Raw genomic sequence first — 20,636 nt, 5'->3', positions numbered from 1 at the left:
GGAATTAGGTTATGAGCAAACGTTTGCAAATAACTGAGAGTTATGATTGATGCGCCTGTCTACAACAAAGGGTAGTAAAGGTTCCTAATATATTCCGGAATAATCTTACAAATTCATAAAACGGTCATTTTGGATTTATAGGATTGTCATTATCCTGTAGCGCAGGTGGCCTTAGACCAAAGTCGCGAAACGTTTAGAAACGATTGACTTTATGGTCACGCTTTGGGACTAAATCGCCAATCCACGGTGAGCAGGGCAGCAGATCCCGCCGCCAGAGATACACAAGAATTAGAACGTAGAGGAGCAAAACATGTACAAGTCCAGCCTGGCTCTGGCCGTGGCACTGGGGGTTCTCGCCCAACAAGCAGGCGCTGCCGGTTTCGTTGAAGACAGCAAACTGTCGCTCAGCTCGCGCACCATGTACTTCAACAACGACAACCGTGACGGCGGTGCTGACAACCGCGAGTCTGGTCAGGGCTTCAAGCTCGACTACCTGTCCGGTTTCACCGAAGGCACCGTTGGTTTCGGCGTCGATGTCCAGGCCCTGTGGGGGATTCACCTGGATGGCGGCCGCGGCAAGCACCCTGACAACAGCAGCTTCTTCCCCAGCGATACCGACGGCTCTGCTGTGAGCCAGTGGGCGCGCGTGGGCGGTAACGCCAAGGCTCGCTTCTCCAAGACCGAGGTTCACTACGGTAGCGCCCTGGCGCCGAACCTGCCGATCCTGGTTGCCAACGATGGTCGTCTGCTGCCGCAGACCTTCGAGGGTGGCACCATCCAGTCGAAGGAAATCGACAACCTGACCGTCAATGCCGGTCAGCTGACCCACGCCATGGGCCGTGCTTCGAGCAACCGTACCGGCCTGTCCGTGGCGGGCGCTACCCAGGACAGCAACAAGTTCCGCTACGGCGGCCTGGACTACAAGCTCACTCCAGACCTGACCCTGCAGTACTACTACTCGAACCTGGAAGACTTCTACAAGCAGCACTTCCTGGGCGCGACCCACGTGTTCAAGATCGCTGACGACCAGTCGTTCAAGACCGACCTGCGCTACTTCGACAGCAGCAGCGACGGCAAGAACGGTGAAGCCGGCTACCGCTTCAGCAACAACGGCGGTTATGCCAAGAACGCTGGCGAGGTCGACAACAAGACCTGGACCGCCATGTTCACCTACACCCTGGGTGGCCATGCATTGATGCTGGGCCACCAGCGCGTCAATGACGACGGTGGCTTCGTCTGGCTGAACCAAGGCAACGTGGTTGACGGCAATGGCCGCAACGAAGGCGCCGGTGGTTCGAGCTTCTACCTGTTCACCGACAGCATGATCAACCAGTTCGCCAAGGCCGGTGAAAACACCACCTTCGGTCAGTACTCGTATGACTTCGCGCGTCTGGGCGTGCCAGGCCTGAAAGCCTCGGTCTCCTACCTGAAAGGTGAAGACGGCAAGAACGCCAACGGCAACGGTACCTTCAGTGAATGGGAACGTGACGCCCGCGTCGACTACGTCATCCAGGAAGGCACCTTCAAGGGCCTGGGCGCCAGCCTGCGTCACGGTGTCTACCGCGGTACTGGCACCAGCTCCCTGGCTGACCAGGATCAGACCCGTCTGATCTTCAACTACACTTACAACTTCCTGTAAGCCGTAGCTGAACAAGGAGCCTCGCCTAGTGCGAGGCTTTTTTGTGGTGCGCCAGGCATGGCGCGTTGCGCGCTAGCGCAACCAGCTTGGCTGTGGTGGCCACGCTGGTGGCTTGGAGGTGAAAGTCCTCTACACACCCGGCAAGGGGAAGTGTTAGCCAGAGGCAAGGGTGTCGCGGGTGACTGCGAATCTGAAGGAAGCCCGAGGCAAAATGCTGGCCTGACGAACAGGAAGCGGATAGAGGCGGCGCAGCGGGGTAAGGCGGCCATAATCGTCAAAGCCCAATACTTGCACGGAACGCTGTGACGTAAATATGGGATCGACTCGGACTGGTCTCGATACTGGATACGATCAACCGGCTTAGCCGCATAACCTGAACCGCCGTGTACGGAACCGTACGCACGGTGGTGTGAGAGGACGGCGGGTGTGAACCCGCCTCCTACTCGATTCTGCGATTTCGTATGCTATTAGGTTATGAATAAATCAGTATTTATTCTTTTTGTTTTTAACCGAATGCAGGCACATTGAACTTCACCAGGCCAGAACACAGCACAGGAGCCGCACCCCATGAGCCTCAAACTCGGCGATATCGCCCCCGATTTCGAACAGGATTCCAGTGAAGGCAAGATCCGTTTTCATGAGTGGCTCGGCAACAGTTGGGGTGTGCTGTTCTCTCACCCGGCCGACTTCACCCCGGTGTGCACCACCGAACTGGGCCTGACCGCCAAGCTCAAGGACGACTTCGCCAAGCGTGGGGTCAAGGCCATCGCGCTGTCGGTGGACCCGGTCGACTCGCACCACAAGTGGATCGATGACATCAACGAGACCCAGAACACTGTGGTCAACTTCCCGATCATCGCCGACGCCGACCGCAAGGTTTCCGACCTGTACGATTTGATTCACCCGAATGCGAACGACACCCTGACCGTGCGCTCGCTGTTCGTCATCGACCCGAACAAGAAGGTGCGCCTGACCATTACCTACCCGGCCAGTACCGGGCGCAACTTCAACGAAATCTTGCGGGTGATCGATTCGCTGCAGCTGACCGACAACTACAAGGTCGCCACGCCAGGTAACTGGCAGGACGGTGACGAAGTGGTGATCGTGCCTTCGCTCAAAGATGAGGAAGAGATCAAGCAGCGCTTCCCCAAAGGGTATCGAGCGGTAAAGCCCTACCTGCGCCTGACGCCGCAGCCTAATCGTTAAAGGATCCTCGTTGTATTGCTCTTAGCCATGCAGGGTTTTTCGGGCCGTTTCGACGGCCCTTTTTTTTGCCTGGGATTTGCGCAGCTTGGGGCCGCAGAGCAGCCTCAAAACCGCAAACCATATAAATAACAATAAGGAATAAACAAATGAAAAAATATGATTTCTAGATATATAAGCAGGCTGTTAATGTCACTCCAACAGAACACAAGGAAGCGCTGCAATGCTGGTCGTCTCAATCGGTGGTAGCCCTGGTACCCGTTCACGCTCTGGCGTGCTGCTCGAGCGCTCGCGCCAGTGGCTGCAGGACCGCGGCGTTGAAGTGGTGACGTTCCAGGTCCGTGACTTCCCCGCCGAAGACCTGCTGCATGCACGCTTCGACAGCCCGCAGGTGCAGCACTTTCAGCAACTGGTGGCTCAAGCCGATGGCCTGATCGTCGCCACCCCGGTGTACAAGGCCTCGTTTGCCGGTGCGCTGAAGACGTTGCTCGACCTGCTGCCCGAACGCGCCTTGGAGCACAAGATCGTGTTGCCAATTGCCACCGGCGGCAGCATCGCCCACATGCTGGCGGTGGATTACGCGTTGAAACCGGTGCTTTCGGCACTCAAGGCGCAAGAGACCCTGCAAGGGATCTTCGCCGACGACAGCCAGGTCGCCTACGCAGAAGGCAGCAAGCCAGCCCAGCTGGCGAGCGCCCTGCAAGAACGTCTGCATGACTCGCTGGAAACGTTCCACGTTGCCCTGGCTCGTCGGCCGCGGCCGGTAGCGCCCGGTGTATTGAATGAGCGGCTGATCAGCGCCCGCTGGAGCATCTGACCCGCCTTACTGCTGTACCACCTTACTCGCCCGTCAACGAGGCCAGCAGGTGCAACCCGAACCCTATTCGCACAGGAGAGCGCCATGCGCACAGTCTTCTTGCGTCGTGGTCTGGTCGCCCTGTTTGCGGCGGCTGTGTCCTTCGGCGCCATCACCCAAGCCCAGGCCGAGAGCCTGCGCATCGGTTACCAGAAATACGGCACACTGGTGCTGCTCAAGGCCAAGGGCACGCTGGAGAAGCGCCTGGCCGAACAGGGCGTGCACGTGCAATGGACCGAATTCCCCGGTGGCCCGCAGCTGCTCGAAGGGCTGAACGTCGGCTCCATCGACTTCGGCGTCACCGGCGAAACACCGCCCGTGTTCGCCCAGGCCGCCGGTGCCGACCTGCTCTATGTCGCCTACGAGCCGCCTGCGCCGCACAGCGAAGCGATCCTGGTAGCCAAGGGTTCGCCGATCCAGTCGGTGAAAGAACTCAAAGGCAAGAAGGTCGCGCTTAACAATGGCTCGAACGTTCACTACCTGCTGGTGCGTGCGCTGGAAGACGCTGGCCTCAAGTACAGCGACATCCAACCGGTTTACCTGCCTCCAGCCGATGCCCGTGCTGCGTTCGAGCGCGGCAGCGTCGATGCCTGGGTAATCTGGGACCCTTACCAGGCTGCCGCCGAGCAGCAGCTGCAGGCACGCACCCTGCGTGACGGCAAGGGCCTGGTCGACAACCATCAGTTCTACCTCGCCACCCGTGACTACGCCACTCGGCACCCGGCTGTGATCAGCACCTTGATCGAGCAAGTGCGCGCTGTGGGCGAGTGGTCCCAGGCCAACCCGCAGGAGGTCACCGACCAGGTCGCATCGCTGCTGGGGCTGCCTGCCGACATCACCCTGACCTCGGTCAAGCGCCAAGGCTACGGCGCCGCGCCGCTCACCCCTGAGGTGGTGGCCGCACAACAGAAGATCGCCGACACATTCCAGGCACTCAAGCTTATTCCCAAGCCGCTGAGCATCAAGGACGTGATCTGGACACCCCCGGCCAAGGTCGCCAGTGCGCCTTGATTGATTTGCCTGCGCCGGGGCGCCGCTCCGGCTTGAGCCACCCTTGAGGAGACAACTCCAATGAGCCTTAACATTTTCTGGTTCCTCCCGACCCATGGTGACGGCAAGTACCTGGGCACGTCCGACGGCGCGCGCGCAGTCGACCATGGCTACCTGCAGCAGATTGCCCAAGCTGCCGACCGCCTCGGTTTTGGTGGGGTGCTGATCCCTACCGGGCGTTCTTGCGAGGATTCCTGGCTGGTGGCAGCGTCGCTGATTCCAGTGACCCAGCATCTGAAATTTCTGGTTGCCCTGCGCCCCGGCATCATTTCGCCGACCGTGGCGGCGCGTCAGGCCGCGACCCTGGACCGCTTGTCCAATGGCCGTGCACTGTTCAACCTGGTGACCGGGGGCGACCCGGACGAACTGGCCGGTGACGGCCTGCACCTGAGCCATGAAGAACGCTACGAAGCCTCGGTCGAGTTCACTCGCATCTGGCGCAAGGTGCTGGAAGGCGAAAGCGTCGATTACGACGGTAAGCACATTCAGGTAAAGGGTGCCAAGCTGCTGTACCCGCCGATTCAGCAACCACGCCCGCCGCTGTATTTCGGCGGTTCGTCCGAAGCGGCCCAGGACCTGGCTGCCGAGCAGGTCGAGCTGTACCTGACCTGGGGCGAGCCACCTGCCGCCGTGGCTGAAAAAATCGCCCAGGTGCGCGAAAAGGCTGCCGCTCAAGGCCGTGAAGTACGCTTTGGCATCCGCCTGCACGTGATCGTGCGTGAAACCAACGAAGAAGCCTGGGCCGCAGCCGGCCGCCTGATTTCGCACCTGGACGATGACACCATCGCCCGTGCCCAGGCCTCGCTGGCGCGCTTCGATTCGGTTGGCCAGCAGCGCATGGCAGCCCTGCATGGCGGCAATCGCGACAACCTGGAAGTCAGCCCCAACCTGTGGGCGGGTGTCGGCCTGGTGCGTGGTGGTGCCGGTACTGCGTTGGTCGGCGATGGCCCGACCGTGGCGGCCCGGGTCAAGGAATACGCCGAGCTGGGCATCGATACGTTCATCTTCTCGGGTTACCCACACCTGGAAGAGTCCTACCGCGTGGCCGAGCTGTTGTTCCCGCATCTCGACGTGCAGCGCCCGGAGCAACCGAAAGCCGGTGGTTACGTGAGCCCGTTCGGCGAGATGGTGGCCAACGACATCCTGCCCAAGTCCGTGTCGCAGAGCTGAGGGCCGGACCATGAGTCGTGCAACTTCTTCCACCCTGGCTCAGCGCCTGGCGCCGTGGGCCCTGCCGGTACTGCTGCTGGCAGCCTGGCAGTTGGCGGTCAGCGCGGGCTGGCTGTCGACCCGCATCCTGCCGGCACCCAGCGCGGTGGTCAGCGCGGGTGTCGAGCTGGTGCGCAGCGGCGAGATCTGGACCCACCTGGCTATCAGTGGCTGGCGTGCCGGGCTTGGTTTCGTCATTGGCGGCAGCATCGGCCTGGTGCTGGGCTTTATCACTGGCCTGTCGAACTGGGGCGAACGCCTGCTCGACAGCTCGGTGCAGATGATCCGCAACGTGCCGCACCTGGCGCTGATCCCACTGGTGATCCTGTGGTTCGGTATCGACGAGTCGGCAAAGATCTTCCTGGTCGCCCTGGGCACGCTGTTTCCGATCTACCTCAACACCTACCACGGTATCCGCAACGTTGACCCGGCGCTGGTGGAGATGGCGCGCAGCTATGGCCTGTCCGGTTTCGGCCTGTTCCGCCAGGTGATCTTGCCCGGTGCGCTGCCCTCGATTCTGGTCGGCGTGCGCTTTGCCCTGGGCTTCATGTGGCTGACCCTGATCGTGGCAGAAACCATTTCGGCCAATGCCGGCATCGGTTACCTGGCGATGAACGCCCGTGAGTTCCTGCAGACCGACGTGGTGGTTTTGGCCATCGTTCTGTACGCCGTGCTTGGCAAGTTGGCCGACCTCGCCGCCCGCGGCCTGGAGCGCGTCTGGCTGCGCTGGCACCCGGCTTATCAAGTTGCCAGGAAGGAGGGCGCATGACCGTGCTCAAGGAACAGCCGCCACGCCTGCTGCGTGGCATCCCCCTGGCATCCAACGGCCTGCGCAAGACCTTTGGCCAGCGTGAAGTGCTCAAAGGCATCGACCTGCACATCCCGGCCGGCCAGTTCGTCGCCATCGTCGGCCGCAGCGGCTGCGGCAAGAGCACCTTGTTGCGCTTGCTGGCCGGGCTCGACCAGCCAAGCGCCGGTCAACTGCTGGCCGGTGCTGCGCCGTTGGCCGAAGCCCGCGAGGAAACGCGGCTGATGTTCCAGGACGCTCGGCTGCTGCCGTGGAAGAAGGTGATCGACAACGTCGGCCTGGGCCTGTCTGGCAACTGGCGCCCGCGTGCGCTGGACGCATTGGAGGCGGTTGGCCTGGCTGACCGCGCCAATGAATGGCCGGCGGCACTTTCCGGCGGCCAGAAGCAGCGTGTAGCGCTGGCCCGGGCACTGATCCACCAGCCTCGCCTGTTGCTGCTCGATGAGCCGCTGGGAGCCCTGGATGCGCTGACCCGTATCGAGATGCAGCAACTGATCGAACGCCTCTGGCGTCAGCACGGTTTTACCGTATTGCTGGTTACCCACGATGTCAGCGAAGCGGTTGCCGTGGCTGACCGGGTGATTTTGATCGAAGACGGCGAGGTCGGGCTCGACCTCACTGTTGACCTGGCCCGGCCAAGGGCGCGGGGTTCGCACCGCTTGGCGGCGCTGGAAAGCGAAGTGCTCAACCGTGTTCTGTCGGTACCGGGCACTGCGCCCGAGCCGGACCCTGTAGCCCCTTTGCCCACGCAACTGCGTTGGGCGCACTGAATGACCCACTTACCTCACTGAAGCCGAAGAGAAGGAATCAAGCCATGACTATCAAAGCCATCAACGTCCGCAACCAGTTCAAAGGCACCGTGAAGGAAATCCTCGAAGGCCCGGTACTGTCGGAAATCGACGTACAGACTGCCTCCGGCATCGTCACTTCGGTGATCACCACCCGCTCGGTCAAAGAGTTGGAGCTGCAGGTGGGCAGTGAAGTGATCGCGTTCGTCAAATCCACCGAAGTGTCCATCGCCAAGCTGTAATGGCAGTGGCGGCGCTGTGCGACCCAGTCGCGGGCTTGATCCGCGAATGGGCCGCCAGGCGGCCCGTACCCTTTAGCCCTAAGCGGGTCGCAACCCGCCAAACAGTTTGTTGGCCTGGCTTTCCGTGAGGGCGCCGCGCCAGGCGCCCGCGCCCAGATTGCGTTCGTGGGCAAGCTTGATGTGACCGGCCTCGAGCCGTGCAAAGCCTTGTGCTGGCCTGCGCTTGAAGTGGAAGTGCGCATACCACAGAGGGCTGCTAGTGGCCGCATCGTCGATGCGGTACTCCTCCAGATACTCGATAGCTTGGCCCTGCCTGTTCTTGGCCGGCTCCAGCACGCGTGACCAACCGATCCGCACCTCACCTTGGCTTTGCAGGTAATCCAGATGACCAGGCTCAGGGCGCTGTGTGGCTTTGGTCTGGTCGATGCGCAATTGCCGACCCACCCTGCGCAGTTCGCCTGCAGCCTGTTCGACACTGCCTGTAAGCTGGCGCTGAGCCTCGGTCAGCGCGCTCCCTCCCCGGCGGGCGATGTCCCGCGCCAGGTCCTCCAGCGTCGTGGCATAACCAATGGCCAGGTCTTGCAGGCTGGCAGGGGCCATGTTCAGGGCCTTGTACTGCTGTAGCTTGGCTTGCTGCGCGGCGACATTGCCCAATCGCTTGCGCGCGGCGGCCACCAGTACCATCAGGTCGGCTGCGGCCGCGGCAGGCTGCACACTTCTGGGTTGCCACAAGTTATCGGCGGTACGGGTGAAGGTGATGTGTGTTTCCTGGTTCAGTCTGTTGCTGACCTGCATCTGCGGCTGGCCGTCGATGGTGATCTCACTGCCTATCAACAACTGTTGGTCCACGGTTTCGAACAGACGGGGCCTGCTCGGCCCGCGATGACGGTTTGGCTTTCGCGTGATGGGGGCTGAGGCGTCGATGCCTGCCTCGACTTCGGCGATCAGTTGGGCCAACGAATGGCGCATTCGCTGGGTGCTTTGCGGTGTGATGTAATCAGGGAAGTCGTCCTGCCAACTGGTCATGTAGTTGCCAAAGCGCTGATAGCGGTCTTTGAGCTGGCGCAGGAAGCGGTGCTCCTGGGTGCGGCTCAGGCCCGCAGTCGCCAGATCTTGATGGCTGAACAACAGGCTCCTCAGGTCGGTGATTTCCTGCCTCACCTGACGTTGCATCAACAGGTAGTCATAGCTTGGCCGGCTTGGCAGCGGGACGATGTGGCTCAGTTCGATGGCCAGTCTTACGGTTCGGTACTCATGAGGGTGCATCGGCATCTGCAGTCTATCGAGTGTTTGTTGGTAGACGGTGAGCTCATTGCCGCGCAGTTTTTGGGTGACCCTTGCCACTCGATGGAATTCGTATTCCAGCTTGCCGAGTGTGTGGCAGAAGCGCTCCTGAGCACCCCTCATCTGCCGCAGGAGCTCAAAGGAGTTGTCGCTGGCGGCGTCCAAGGCTTGTTCGAGCTGTTTGATCCGGGTGTATTCATCCTGCATCCGCAGATTGAGTTGTACGATCAAGGTGGGGTGCTGCCTGCCCAGGTTATAGGCCATTTGGTTGTGCATGCCTTGGTAGTGGCGACCCAGCTGTGGCTTGATTCTGTGCAGTCGCTCCAGGCTTTGCTCATGAAATGTCACGAAGGCTTCCAATTGCTCGATGGACTCCTGTAGCGCCTGCCTGATGGCGGGCAACGGCGCCGGTGTGCCTTGAGGGCCATTGGGGCCAACTCCGCGTGCGGTGTTCCAGGCCGAGACTTTTTCGGTGAGACGGGCTTGGTGTGCAACGCGGCCATTTTCGATGTCTTGCACCACCTGCCTAGGCGATAGCAACGCGGGCTGCCGGCCAAGGTAGCCGCGCAGGTGCTGCCAGCCCTGCTGGTACAGCCTGCCGAGGTAGGCGCCACCGCCTGCCAGCCCACCGTCGACGATACGCCCGCTCAGGCTGCCGTGGGGCTGCCAGGAGCCCAGCTCGTCGAGCTTCACAGGCTGCTTGTAGCTGCGTGCTGCGCTGCCCTTGAGGCGCCAGGTGCGATAGGTCGCGTCCCACTCGACCTGATAGTGCAGCCCCTGGCTGACGATGAAGTCGTTGCCGGTCTCGGCATGCCGGTTGACACCCTTGCCGTGAACCTCGGGGTGGTCGCGCCAGTGGCCCGAGGGCGCTTCGGTTTCATAACCGCTGAAGGGGTCGGTGCGCCCCCGGCGGGTCACGGTGGTGGGCCGCAACCCTTCGAGGCGCTGGCGCAAGTGGGTGCGGGTGCGTGCAAGTGCAGTGGACGAGCGCGACACAGAGGCGGCAGGCACCACATCGAAGAGCGCATCGACCAACGACAGGAACACGCTGTTCAGGTGCTCGACCCCCTCGCCAGGGTCACTCCGCAGAAATGCCTCGACGCTGGCATTGGCGGCGCTCCAGCCATCGTAGAGGGCAATCGCGGTACCTACGCCGGGCACGAAGCCCAGCGCCAGTTTGAGGTAGTCGTATACCCGCCCGTGGCGCATCGCCTCGCTTTCCAGGTACAGGTCGACCTGGCTGCGCGACGAGGCGCGGTGTTCGAGGATCAGCCGGCCCATCTGCAGGTTGGCTCGCACCTGGGCGATCGGCTCTGAACGGGCATTACCCACGCCGATGAAACCGGTGAACCGCTTTAGCAGCGCCTGGTTGATATAGGACAGGTGCGTGCGTGTGTCACCTTCCAGCGGGCGGCTGGCGAGGTAGGTGCGCATGGCCTCGTCGATGGCCATGTCCTCCAGCGCCTGGCATGCCTGCTCGCTGTTTTCGTAGTGGCTGATGACCTTGCCGTTGGGGGCATCGGGTAGCAACAGCAGGCACGGCCCGCTCGCCGGCTTGAGCAGGAAGATGTCTGAAAGCGTCACGCGGTCGCTGCTACCGTCCGCAGCTACGCCAGGCCGCAGGTCGAGTGCATGGTGATCGATGGTGCGGGTAAGCGTGGTGCCCTGCTGTTCGCGGCAGAACAGCTCGAATACCTCCATGCCGTGTGCATCCAGGGTATCGGGCCGGCTCAACAGCAGGATCTTCAACTGGTGCTCGAAGGGCCCGCGGAGCGTTTCCTGGCGCCATTGTGCCTGCCAGTCGGATTGCTCCGCGTTGCCCTTGAAGGTATCGCGTATCTGCTGCTCGTAGGCGCCAGCCACATCCAGTGTCTGCACCAGGGTGGCAATGTAGCTGTGGTTGAGCTTTTGTTGCAGGTCAGGCGTCGCCGTCGTGTCTTCGATTACGATGTTGGCGTTGGCCAGGCGCAAGGTCAGGTCGTCGTCCAATGCCCACAGCAGAAATTGCTCAAGGGGCACGTGGCTACGTTCGGCACTGAACGTCGTGACCTCTTTGTAGGCATTGGCGAAGCCGGACTCCGGCAGCGGGATACGCTGCTTGCCTGTGCGGTCGGCGATGTCCAGGGTGACTTGGGGCAGCGTCGTCAGGCCGAGTGACTGGCGCAGGTGCCCGTTCATCAGGTTGCGTGAAAACGCCCCGCGCTCAGGCAGGTCCCTCGCCAGTAAGCCGCTGGCAGCCAGCATGCTGACGCGCAATGCGTCGAACTGCGCCGCCAGTGCCTCGCGCTGGGGCGCATCAAGGTGGCTCAGTGAATGCAGGCGGGTGTGCAGGTTGGCAGTGCGGTTACGCTCGGCCAGCCGTTCGAACGCCTGGATCCTGGCGGCGTTGTTGCTGGCGCCCAGTTTCCAGCGCAGTTGCAGGCGCGACGAGGGGGCGGCCTGGGTCAGCAGGGCCACGTGGGTCGAGGCCAGGTAATCGAAAGCGTGGGTGGTGATGGGTTCGCTGATCAGGGCTGGTATGTGCTCGCCGCTGTCGATCAGCTCAAGGAGCGCATCGATGTCCTGCGGCCAGACGCTTTCCAGCAGCACTTCTGGCCAGGCGCCCTGCAACGTGTTCAGCAGTCGTTCGGCCAGTTGGGCCTGGTCCGGGTAACAGGCCAGGCCACCGTCGTGCCCGGGTTTGTAGAGCAGCAAGGCGCTGTCTGCTTCACCCGTGGCGTCCTGGGGTATCGCCCGGAGGGTGATGAAGCCCGTCAGGGCCCAACTGCGAGGGCCCACCACCAGTTTCAGAGCGCTGGGCACGACCTGCCGTTGCAGGCTGGGGTTTGGCCGCTCCACCAGTTGGCGAACCCATTGCAGGCGCGATTCGCTCAGGTCCCCCAAGTGTTGTTGGAACTCGGCCTCCAGCAGCAAGGCCTTTGCAAAGTGCTGGCTGAGGTGTTCGAACCTACTGTTTTCGCCGTGCATTTGCCCCCAGGTTTCCGGCGTGGGCGACTCGGGAAGCGCAGCCAGCACTTGTTGCAGTAGGGCGTCCTGGGCATCGAGCTTGGCTTGCTGGGCCTGCAGCTCCGCCAGGCGTGCAGAGCCTGGCCCGGTATCGCTGCCCAGGTAGGCGGCCAGCAGCTGTTCCTGGCGGTCGATGCGCTGCTTGCGCCAGCCGAGTGGCAAGCGTTCGTCGAGTGAATCGAAATGCACCTCGTCCTCCGCCAACGCTTCATCGGCACTGACCAGCCGAGCCAGCTCCTCGCTCAATGCGTCGGGCAGCTCGACCTGCAGTTGCATGCCCTGGCCGGTCAGCAGGCTGTTGAGCAGGCCGGCGAAGCCATCACCCGGGAGCGCGATGACGGCGATGAACGTGCTGTCGCTGTCGCTGGCCAGCGCGGTGGGCGGGGTGCGCCACAGGCGGTCCCGATGCTCGTGGGCCCACTGCAGCAGGGCCGCTTCGCTGTGGAAGGCGCGTACCGGGTTGTGGCCGTCGGGCCGGTACAGCAGCCAGGGCTCGTCATCGCCCGCGGGCGTGATCAGTAGCGCAGTGGGGCAGGCCCCTACGGGGATGCCTGGCTGATGCCAGTGCAGTTGCGCATACCGGCTGCTGCTGTCCAGCTGGCCCAGCTTCCAGGCCTTCGTTGCGATTCGGTCAAGCCCGTAGTTGAGCTCCAGCGCGCTCTGGAAATGCGCGTGCAACTGCTGCTCGGCAAAGGCCCTGCGTGCTATCGACTGCCCGGGCATACGTGCGTCCCAGTAGCTGGCGTGCCCAGGTGAAGGCTGCAGCTGCGCCTGGTTGAACACGCTATTCAGTGCCTTGACCGCCTGGCGTCGTCGCAGGTCGGCCTTGCCGAGGGCATTACCGCGTCCGGCGATAATCCAGGGGGTGGTGGGCAGGGGCAGGGGGCTGGCGAAGTCGTCCAGGCCGATGGGCGTGGTGTCGGCTGACAAGTCGAAAGAATGAGGCATGGTCGTGATCCACGTTGGCTGAGTGCTGGAGAGGAGCGCCCATTTCAACGTTCGATCGGAGGCGAACTGCGTTACATGTTGCTCGTTCAGTGTGTGTGGCGTTTTCCCAGGAACGGCGGCAGGTAGAGCCCCAGATACGCTTCGAATACCCGCATGCCTTCCTCGGCCATACGCGGGGTGATCTGTTCATGCAGCTGCATCGAGCGGGCATACACCCGGTCGCTCAATTCCATGGCCAAGGCAAACACATCCACATCGGTCGGCATTGTTGGCAGCTGGAAGTGCTGGTCGAACAGCCTGTGCATCAGCTCGCCCAGCTCCATGTCGTGCTGGCGGTCAGCCTGCACCACTTCGCTCAGGCCATGCTGGGCAAGGATCAGTTGGCGCGCTGCGGCGTCTTCGTTGTAGATGTCGAGCATGCGCTGCTCGATCAGCCGTGACAGTTGGTGCCAGGTATTGAACGCAGCGCTGTCGATGGGGGCGCTTAGGGCTTCGCGAAAGGCCCGATGCACATCGGCGGTCAACGCCTCGAGCAAGGCGGGCACGCTGGCGAAGAAGTGATACACCGACGAAGGCGGGATTTGTGCCCGTTCGGCAACGCTGTAGATCGACAGCCCCGCGACCCCTTGCTCTGCCAGAAGCTCGCGAGCCGCCGCCAGGATCGCTTCGATCCTGGCCTGGCTGCTGGCGCGCGGCTTGCGAAGGGAGGCGGTGCGGCTCATCAGTTGCTGATCGCCAGGATGCTGGCCTGGTAGGCACCGACGAACAGGTCGAAGTCGCCGACTTCGGTCTGTTCAAGCTCGCTCTGCTTGGCCAGGGACTCGCGGGCGAGCGTTTCGAAGGCCTGCTGGCGCGCGCTGCTCAACGGTTGTTCGCGCAAGCTCTCGGCATGGACACGGCTCTGGCGCAGCGAGAACTGGATAAAGCTCTCGTCGTGTTCGGTCATGCGCGCCAGTACTTGGGCCGATGGGGTCAGCGAAGCGTCGTCGACCTTGGCCTGTTGGGCATCCAGTGCCTTGGCGTGCTCGTCACTGCCGTGTGCCTGGTCGAGCAGGTCGGCCAGCGCGCGAATGCGCGTGATCAGTTCGCCGGCCCACGCCTGCAGACCGATCGGTTGGCCATCGCGCTGCAGTTGCAGGCCAGGGCGGCGACCTTCCTTGACCACGGTCAGGAAGTTGCTGGTGCACTGGCCGCACTCGCCGTTGTCCAGTTGCGGGCTTTCTTCAAGCGCGCAGAACAGCAGGAATGCATCGAGGAAACGCGCCTCGGGCAGGTCGATGCCGACGGGCAGGAACGGGTTGATGTCCAGGCAGCGCACTTCGACGTACTGCACGCCACGGGAGGTCAGGGCCTGGATCGGCCGCTCGCCGGTGTAGGTGACGCGCTTGGGGCGGATGTTCGAGTAGTACTCGTTCTCGATCTGCAGGATGTTGGTGTTCAGTTGCACCCACTCGCCATCCACGTGGGTACCGACCTCGACGTAGGGCGGGTAGGGCGTGCCCACCGCCTTGCGCAGGCTGTCGGTGTAGCTGGCCAGGTTGTTGTAGCAGGGCGTGAGGCCGGCCTGGGCGTTGCTCTGGTAACCCAGGTCACTCATGCGCAGGCTGGTGGCGTAGGGCAGGAACAGGGTGTCGGCGTCCAGCTCTTCGAGTTGGTGCGGGCGGCCACGCAGGAAGCCTTTGTCCAGTGTCGGCGAGGCGCCGAACAGGTACATCAGCAGCCAGCTGTAGCGGCGGAAGTTGCGGATCAGCGCGATGTAGGCCGACGACTGATAGTCGCGCGCGTCTTCTTCGCTGCCTTCACTTGCGCGCAGCAAGGGCCACAGCGTCTCTGGCAGCGAGAAGTTGTAATGGATGCCCGCGATGCACTGCATGGTGCGGCCGTAGCGCAGGGCCAGGCCTTTGCGGTACACGTGCTTGAGCTTGCCGATGTTGGAGCTGCCGTATTCGGCGATCGGGATGTCTTCCTCGGCCGGCAACGCACAGGGCATCGACGGGCTCCACAGGTACTCGTCACCCAGCTTGGTGTAGACGAAGCGGTGGATCTCTTCGAGGTTCTCCAACACCTGGGCCGGGTCTGCGAGGGCCGGGGTGATGAACTCCAGCAGCGACTCGGAATAATCGGTAGTGATCTGCTCATTGGTCAGCGCCGAACCCAACGCTTCCGGGTGCGGCGTCTGGGCCAGGCGACCTTCATCGGTCACGCGCAGGCATTCTCGCTCAATACCGTGCAGGCACTGCTTGAGCAGGGGAAGATTGGCGCCGAGCAGGCTCAGGCGGCGGTTGAGGAGGTCGCTCAAGATGGATTCCTTCACGCGTCAGTCGCCCCAATATGGGGGTGGAGATAACGGTCTACAAGGGTAGGGAGAAAGGAACTGGCGTTGTCGCCTGGTTTACGCGGTTCCAGCAGTGCCAGCGCACTGCTGAAAATACCGCAGATAGTGCTTGGTGAGCTAGAGAACCGCGAAGGTTCCTTGCGCTTTGGCCACCAGCTTGTCGCCTTGGACTACGTCGGCGTCGACCACCAGGGTGCGCCGCCCGGCGTGCAATACGCGGGCGCTGCACACGACCTCGCCGTCGCTGACGGCGCGCATGTAGTTGATCTTGCATTCGATGGTGACGCTTTGCTGGTCGAAGCCATGGCTGGCCGAGCAGGCCAGGCCCATGGCGATGTCCACCAGGCTGAAGATCGCCCCACCGTGCAGTTTCTGCCCCCTGTTGCGCAATTGCGGCGCAAGCGCCAGGGCCACTTCGGCAACGCCGGTGTCCAGGCGTTGCAGGCGGCAGCCGAGCAACTGGCTGAAGGCGCTTTCGACGTATTCGCGCGGGACGTCCATCACTTCTTCTTCAGTTGCTTGGCGTTGGCGAACAACGAGGCCATGGCATTGTTGGCCGGGGCTGCGGTGGTGGTTTCACGCGGGCGTGGCGCCTGCTGCTGGCGATTGCCACCGTTGCCACGGCCGCCACCCCGGTTGCCTTCGACCTTCTCGCCCGGGGTATCGCCCATGCGCATGGACAGGCCGACACGCTTGCGCGGGATGTCCACTTCCATGACCTTGACCTTGACCACGTCGCCGGCCTTGACCGCTTCACGCGGGTCCTTGACGAACTTTTCCGACAGCGCCGAGATGTGCACCAGGCCGTCCTGATGCACGCCAATGTCGACGAAGGCACCGAAGTTGGTGACGTTGGTGACCACGCCTTCGAGGATCATGCCGGGCTCCAGGTCCTTGAGGTCTTCGACGCCGTCCTGGAAGGTCGCGGTCTTGAACTCAGGGCGTGGGTCGCGGCCGGGCTTGTCCAGCTCCTGGAGAATGTCGGTGACGGTCGGCAGGCCGAAGGTCTCGTCGGTGAACTTCTTCGGGTCGAGGCGCTTGAGGAAGCTGCTGTCGCCGATCAGCGAGCGGATATCGCGGTCGGTGCCGGCGGCGATGCGCTGCACCAGCGGGTAGGCTTCCGGGTGCACGGCAGAGGCGTCGAGCGGGTTGTCACCGTTCATTACACGAAGGAAGCCGGCGGCCTGTTCGAAGGTTTTTTCACCCAGGCGGCTGACCTTTTTCAGCGCTGCGCGGGTGGCGAACGGGCCGTTGGCGTCTCGGTGCGCCACGATGTTCTGCGCCAGGGTTGCGTTGAGGCCCGAGATACGGGTCAGCAGCGCCACCGAGGCGGTATTGACGTCCACCCCCACGGCGTTCACGCAGTCCTCGACCACCGCGTCCAGGCCGCGGGCCAGCTTGAGCTGGGACACGTCATGCTGGTACTGGCCGACGCCGATGGATTTCGGGTCGATCTTCACCAGTTCGGCCAACGGGTCCTGCAGGCGGCGGGCGATGGAAACAGCGCCGCGGATCGACACGTCCAGGTCCGGGAATTCGCGGGCGGCCAGTTCCGAGGCCGAGTACACCGAAGCGCCAGCCTCGGAGACCATGACCTTGGTGACCTTCAGGGCCGGGTATTTCTTGACCAGTTCGGCCACCAGCTTGTCGCTCTCGCGGCTGGCGGTGCCGTTGCCGATTGCCACCAACTCCACCGAGTGCTTGGCGCACAGGGCGGCCAGCACGGAGAGGGTGCGGTCCCAGTCGTTTCGCGGTGCGTGCGGGTAGACGGTGGCGGTGTCCAGCAGCTTGCCGGTGGCATCGACCACGGCGATCTTGCAGCCGGTGCGCAGGCCCGGGTCCAGGCCCAGGGTGGCGCGCGGCCCGGCTGGGGCGGCCAGCAACAGGTCGTGCAGGTTGTGGGCGAAGACATTGATTGCCTCGCCCTCGGCGTTGTCGCGCAGTTCACCGAACAGGTCGGTTTCCAGGTGGGTGTACAGCTTGACCTTCCAGGTCCAGCGCACCACCTCGGCCAGCCACTTGTCGGCCGGGCGGCTGCGGTTTTCCAGGCCGAAGTGGCCGCCGATCATGACTTCGCAGGGGTGCAGGGTGCCGGGCAGTTCTTCGCCGACCTTCAACGAGGCACTGAGGATGCCTTCGTTGCGCCCGCGGAAAATCGCCAGGGCACGGTGCGACGGGGCGCTGCGCAGCAGTTCGTCATGGGCGAAGTAGTCGCGGAACTTGGCGCCTTCTTCTTCCTTGCCGGCCACCACGCGGGCGCTGAGCACGGCCTCCTGCTTGAGGAAGTTGCGCAGCTTGTCGAGCAGGGCGGCGTCTTCGGCGAAGCGCTCCATGAGGATGTATTTGGCGCCCTCCAGGGCCGCCTTGACATCGGCCACGCCTTTTTCGGCGTCGACGAAGCGTGCCGCTTCGGTTTCCGGGGCCAGCTGCGGGTCGTTGAACAAGCCGTCGGCCAGCTCGCCAAGGCCGGCTTCCAGGGCGATCTGGCCCTTGGTGCGGCGCTTTTGCTTGTACGGCAGGTAAAGGTCTTCGAGGCGGGTCTTGGTGTCGGCCAACTTGATCTCGCGGGCCAGCTCCGGGGTCAGTTTGCCCTGTTCCTCGATGCTGGACAGGATGCTGGCGCGGCGCTCGTCGAGTTCGCGCAGGTAGCGCAGGCGCTCTTCCAGGTGGCGCAGCTGGGTATCGTCCAGGCTGCCGGTCACTTCCTTGCGGTAACGGGCGATGAAGGGCACGGTCGAGCCTTCGTCCAACAGGCCCACGGCCGCTTCGACCTGTTGTGGGCGTACGCCCAGTTCCTCGGCGATACGGCTGTTGATGCTGTCCATGTAAACCACCTGACAATTGTGAATACGGGGGCCGCGCGCGGGCTCGGAGCCTGACGGCGCTGGATGAAAGCCGCGCATTATACCCATCGTGATCGGCTTGCGGTGATGGCGCCAAGCCAGCCCGAGAGGCCCGGAACTGGCGCTGGGGGAAAAATCTGCTAACAATGCTCACGGCACGCGTTGCAATGGCTACGCCATAATGCGCGGCGATACCAGAGGAGTTATTCATGACCGGCACTGCAAACACCGCTGAAGGTGACAAGATTCTCATCGTCGACGACGATCCCGGGCTGAGCAGCCTGCTGGAACGTTTCTTCACCAGCAAGGGCTACCGTGCCCGCGCGGTGCCCAATACCGAGCAGATGGACCGCCTGCTGTCGCGTGAGGTCTTCAACCTGGTCGTGCTCGACCTGATGCTGCCTGGCGAGGACGGCCTGACCGCGTGCAGGCGCCTGCGCCAGTCGAACAACCAGATCCCGATCATCATGCTCACCGCCAAGGGCGACGAGCTCAGCCGCATCAAGGGGCTGGAGCTGGGCGCCGACGATTACCTGGGTAAGCCGTTCAACCCCGACGAGCTGATGGCCCGGGTCAAGGCCGTGCTGCGCCGCCAGGCGCCGAGTGTGCCCGGCGCCCCGGGCAGCGAGGACGAATCGGTCACCTTCGGTGATTACGAGCTGTCCCTGGCTACCCGCGAGCTCAAGCGCGGCGACGAAGTGCACATGCTCACCACCGGTGAGTTCGCCGTGCTCAAGGCGCTGGTCATGCATGCGCGTGAACCGCTGACCCGCGACAAGCTGATGAACCTGGCCCGTGGCCGTGAATGGGACGCCCTGGAGCGCTCCATCGACGTACAGATCTCGCGCCTGCGCCGCATGATCGAGCCGGACCCGTCCAAGCCACGTTATATCCAGACGGTCTGGGGCGTGGGCTACGTCTTCGTACCAGACGGAAACGCCGGCAAATGATGCCTTGCCGTCGATGAAAACGCCGCTGTGGTTTCCGCAAAGCTTCTTCGCCCGCACGCTGTGGCTGGTGCTGATCGTCGTCCTGTTTTCCAAGGCGCTGACCCTCGTTTATCTGCTGATGAACGAGGATGTGCTGGTCGACCGTCAGTACAGCCATGGTGTGGCACTGACCTTGCGCGCCTATTGGGCTGCCGATGAAGAAAACCGCGACAAGATCGCCGAAGCCGCAGGGCTGATCCGGGTGACCGGCTCTGGGGTACCCGAAGGCGAGCAACACTGGCCTTACAGCGAGATTTACCAGCGGCAGATGCAGGCCGAGCTGGGCGAAGACACCGAGGTACGTCTGCGCATCCACGCGCCACCGGCGTTGTGGGTCAATGCGCCGAGCCTCGGCCCTGGCTGGCTCAAGGTGCCGTTGTACCCGCATCCGCTGCGTGGGCAGAAGATCTGGAACGTGCTCGGCTGGTTCCTGGCCATCGGCCTGCTGTCCACCGCGTCGGCCTGGATATTCGTACGCCAGCTTAACCAGCCGCTCAAGCGCTTGGTGTTCGCCGCCCGGCAACTGGGCCAGGGGCGTAGCGTGCGCTTGCCGATCAGCGACACTCCCAGCGAAATGACCGAGGTGTACCGTGCGTTCAACCAGATGGCCGAGGATGTCGAGCAGGCAGGGCGTGAGCGTGAGTTGATGCTGGCAGGGGTTTCCCACGACCTGCGTACACCGCTGACGCGGCTGCGCCTGTCGCTTTCGCTGTTGGACAGCGACAACGACTTGAGCGATGACATGGTTCGCGACATCGAGGACATGGACGCGATTCTCGACCAGTTCCTGGCGTTCATCCGCGATGGCCGTGACGAGCCGGTGGAGGAGGTCGACCTGGCCGACCTGGTGCGCGAAGTGGTGGCGCCGTACAACCAGCCGCACGAGCGGGTACGCCTGTGCCTTGAGCCGATACCGCCGTTCCCGCTGCGGCGGGTTTCGCTCAAGCGCATGCTGGGCAACCTGATCGGCAACGCCTTGCACCATGCCGGCAAAGGGGTCGAAGTGGCCGCCTATGTTTCGGGCGACGAGAGCGCGCCTTACGTGGTGCTCAGCGTGCTGGACCGGGGCACGGGGATCGACGAGTCGGAGCTGGAGACCATCTTCAACCCGTTCATTCGTGGGGACCGCGCCCGGGGTGGCAAGGGCACCGGGTTGGGCCTGGCGATCGTCAAGCGGATCGCGGCCCAGCATGGCGGCAATGTGGAGCTGCGCAATCGGTCCGGTGGCGGGATCGAGGCGCGGGTGAGGTTGCCGTTGGGGCTTTTGCTGCCGCGTAATGCCGTGTGATTGCCGGGGCCGCTTTGCGGCCCATCGCGACACAAACCCGCTCCTATGTATGGACTCGCCCACATTGTCTAGCTGCTTTTGAGCATTGGAACCCGGTTGCATCTATGTATCAGGCCTATTCGAGGAAGCTTTTCGCTTCTGGCCAACA

15 protein-coding genes are annotated in these 20,636 nt (G+C 63.0%); 10 read left to right on the top strand and 5 right to left on the bottom strand.

What is annotated here, in order from left to right; translation table 11 throughout:
- Positions 1–310: 310 nt before the first annotated feature.
- The 8 genes from HU766_RS21610 to HU766_RS21575 all read left to right on the top strand — a co-directional run bounded on the left by HU766_RS21610 (position 311) and on the right by HU766_RS21575 (position 7,795).
- The gene (locus HU766_RS21610; protein WP_033703246.1) at positions 311–1,639 is read left to right on the top strand and encodes an OprD family porin; all 1,329 of its coding nucleotides are present in this window, start codon (positions 311–313) and stop codon (positions 1,637–1,639) included.
- A 567-nt stretch (positions 1,640–2,206) separates the two neighbouring features.
- Complete coding sequence (locus HU766_RS21605; RefSeq protein WP_033703245.1) at positions 2,207–2,845, top strand: peroxiredoxin; 639 nt, start codon at positions 2,207–2,209, stop codon at positions 2,843–2,845.
- A 220-nt stretch (positions 2,846–3,065) separates the two neighbouring features.
- Complete coding sequence (ssuE, locus tag HU766_RS21600) at positions 3,066–3,659, top strand: NADPH-dependent FMN reductase (protein WP_186660457.1); 594 nt, start codon at positions 3,066–3,068, stop codon at positions 3,657–3,659.
- 84 nt (positions 3,660–3,743) lie between these two features.
- Positions 3,744–4,709 carry a sulfonate ABC transporter substrate-binding protein gene (locus tag HU766_RS21595; RefSeq protein ID WP_186660455.1) on the top strand — a complete coding sequence of 322 codons (966 nt, stop codon included), beginning with the start codon at positions 3,744–3,746 and terminating at the stop codon, positions 4,707–4,709.
- A gap of 60 nt (positions 4,710–4,769) precedes the next feature.
- Positions 4,770–5,918: an FMNH2-dependent alkanesulfonate monooxygenase gene (gene ssuD, locus HU766_RS21590; protein WP_186660453.1), complete on the top strand. Its 1,149-nt coding sequence runs from the start codon at positions 4,770–4,772 to the stop codon at positions 5,916–5,918.
- A 10-nt stretch (positions 5,919–5,928) separates the two neighbouring features.
- Positions 5,929–6,726, top strand: coding sequence for an aliphatic sulfonate ABC transporter permease SsuC (gene ssuC / locus HU766_RS21585; protein ID WP_033703241.1), 798 nt, complete (start codon positions 5,929–5,931; stop codon positions 6,724–6,726).
- Positions 6,723–7,535 (top strand): aliphatic sulfonates ABC transporter ATP-binding protein, encoded by an 813-nt coding sequence (gene ssuB / locus HU766_RS21580; protein WP_186660451.1) that lies wholly within the window; start codon positions 6,723–6,725, stop codon positions 7,533–7,535. Before ssuC ends, ssuB begins: the two co-directional genes overlap by 4 nt.
- Before the next feature lie 44 nt (positions 7,536–7,579).
- Positions 7,580–7,795 carry a molybdopterin-binding protein gene (locus HU766_RS21575; RefSeq protein ID WP_008095172.1) on the top strand — a complete coding sequence of 72 codons (216 nt, stop codon included), beginning with the start codon at positions 7,580–7,582 and terminating at the stop codon, positions 7,793–7,795.
- Positions 7,796–7,873: 78 nt separating this feature from the next.
- Here HU766_RS21575 and HU766_RS21570 read toward each other — a convergent pair whose 3' ends face one another.
- The 5 genes from HU766_RS21570 to HU766_RS21550 all read right to left on the bottom strand — a co-directional run bounded on the left by HU766_RS21570 (position 7,874) and on the right by HU766_RS21550 (position 18,193).
- A complete protein-coding gene (locus HU766_RS21570) occupies positions 7,874–13,033 on the bottom strand; it encodes a DUF6543 domain-containing protein (RefSeq protein WP_186660449.1) in 5,160 nt (1,719 codons plus the stop codon).
- 86 nt (positions 13,034–13,119) lie between these two features.
- Entirely contained in the window at positions 13,120–13,755 is a 636-nt protein-coding gene (locus tag HU766_RS21565; protein ID WP_095064969.1) for a TetR/AcrR family transcriptional regulator, read from the bottom strand.
- Complete coding sequence (gene gshA / locus HU766_RS21560; protein WP_186660447.1) at positions 13,755–15,332, bottom strand: glutamate--cysteine ligase; 1,578 nt, start codon at positions 15,330–15,332, stop codon at positions 13,755–13,757. Before gshA ends, HU766_RS21565 begins: the two co-directional genes overlap by 1 nt.
- A 153-nt stretch (positions 15,333–15,485) precedes the next feature.
- Positions 15,486–15,869 carry a PaaI family thioesterase gene (locus tag HU766_RS21555; RefSeq protein ID WP_186660445.1) on the bottom strand — a complete coding sequence of 128 codons (384 nt, stop codon included), beginning with the start codon at positions 15,867–15,869 and terminating at the stop codon, positions 15,486–15,488.
- Positions 15,869–18,193, bottom strand: coding sequence for a Tex family protein (locus tag HU766_RS21550; RefSeq protein WP_033703236.1), 2,325 nt, complete (start codon positions 18,191–18,193; stop codon positions 15,869–15,871). The genes HU766_RS21555 and HU766_RS21550 overlap by 1 nt, the downstream gene beginning before the upstream one ends.
- Positions 18,194–18,420: 227 nt before the next feature.
- On the opposite strand from HU766_RS21550, the gene ompR reads away from it, so the two are divergent.
- Both ompR and HU766_RS21540 read left to right on the top strand, forming a co-directional pair.
- The gene (gene ompR, locus HU766_RS21545) at positions 18,421–19,161 is read left to right on the top strand and encodes a two-component system response regulator OmpR (RefSeq protein ID WP_033703235.1); all 741 of its coding nucleotides are present in this window, start codon (positions 18,421–18,423) and stop codon (positions 19,159–19,161) included.
- A gap of 13 nt (positions 19,162–19,174) precedes the next feature.
- Positions 19,175–20,488, top strand: a complete 1,314-nt coding sequence (locus HU766_RS21540) for an ATP-binding protein (RefSeq protein ID WP_033703234.1) — start codon at positions 19,175–19,177, stop codon at positions 20,486–20,488.
- The last annotated feature ends 148 nt before the right edge of the window (positions 20,489–20,636 follow it).

The sequence above is a fragment of the Pseudomonas sp. SWRI77 genome, from assembly GCF_014269105.1.
Classification (GTDB): Bacteria; Pseudomonadota; Gammaproteobacteria; order Pseudomonadales; family Pseudomonadaceae; genus Aquipseudomonas; species Aquipseudomonas capeferrum.
Note: the sequence above shows the minus strand (reverse complement) of the source record. Positions and strands in the feature narration are given on the sequence as shown.

Bases quoted from the DNA above. Each gene is read 5' to 3' on its own strand.
- HU766_RS21610 (WP_033703246.1), top strand. From the start codon at position 311: ATGTACAAGTCCAGCCTGGCTCTGGCCGTGGCACTGGGGGTTCTCGCC.
- HU766_RS21605 (WP_033703245.1), top strand. From the start codon at position 2,207: ATGAGCCTCAAACTCGGCGATATCGCCCCCGATTTCGAACAGGATTCC.
- ssuE (WP_186660457.1), top strand. From the start codon at position 3,066: ATGCTGGTCGTCTCAATCGGTGGTAGCCCTGGTACCCGTTCACGCTCT.
- HU766_RS21595 (WP_186660455.1), top strand. From the start codon at position 3,744: ATGCGCACAGTCTTCTTGCGTCGTGGTCTGGTCGCCCTGTTTGCGGCG.
- ssuD (WP_186660453.1), top strand. From the start codon at position 4,770: ATGAGCCTTAACATTTTCTGGTTCCTCCCGACCCATGGTGACGGCAAG.
- ssuC (WP_033703241.1), top strand. From the start codon at position 5,929: ATGAGTCGTGCAACTTCTTCCACCCTGGCTCAGCGCCTGGCGCCGTGG.
- ssuB (WP_186660451.1), top strand. From the start codon at position 6,723: ATGACCGTGCTCAAGGAACAGCCGCCACGCCTGCTGCGTGGCATCCCC.
- HU766_RS21575 (WP_008095172.1), top strand. From the start codon at position 7,580: ATGACTATCAAAGCCATCAACGTCCGCAACCAGTTCAAAGGCACCGTG.
- HU766_RS21570 (WP_186660449.1), bottom strand. From the start codon at position 13,033: ATGCCTCATTCTTTCGACTTGTCAGCCGACACCACGCCCATCGGCCTG.
- HU766_RS21565 (WP_095064969.1), bottom strand. From the start codon at position 13,755: ATGAGCCGCACCGCCTCCCTTCGCAAGCCGCGCGCCAGCAGCCAGGCC.
- HU766_RS21555 (WP_186660445.1), bottom strand. From the start codon at position 15,869: ATGGACGTCCCGCGCGAATACGTCGAAAGCGCCTTCAGCCAGTTGCTC.
- HU766_RS21550 (WP_033703236.1), bottom strand. From the start codon at position 18,193: ATGGACAGCATCAACAGCCGTATCGCCGAGGAACTGGGCGTACGCCCA.
- ompR (WP_033703235.1), top strand. From the start codon at position 18,421: ATGACCGGCACTGCAAACACCGCTGAAGGTGACAAGATTCTCATCGTC.
- HU766_RS21540 (WP_033703234.1), top strand. From the start codon at position 19,175: ATGAAAACGCCGCTGTGGTTTCCGCAAAGCTTCTTCGCCCGCACGCTG.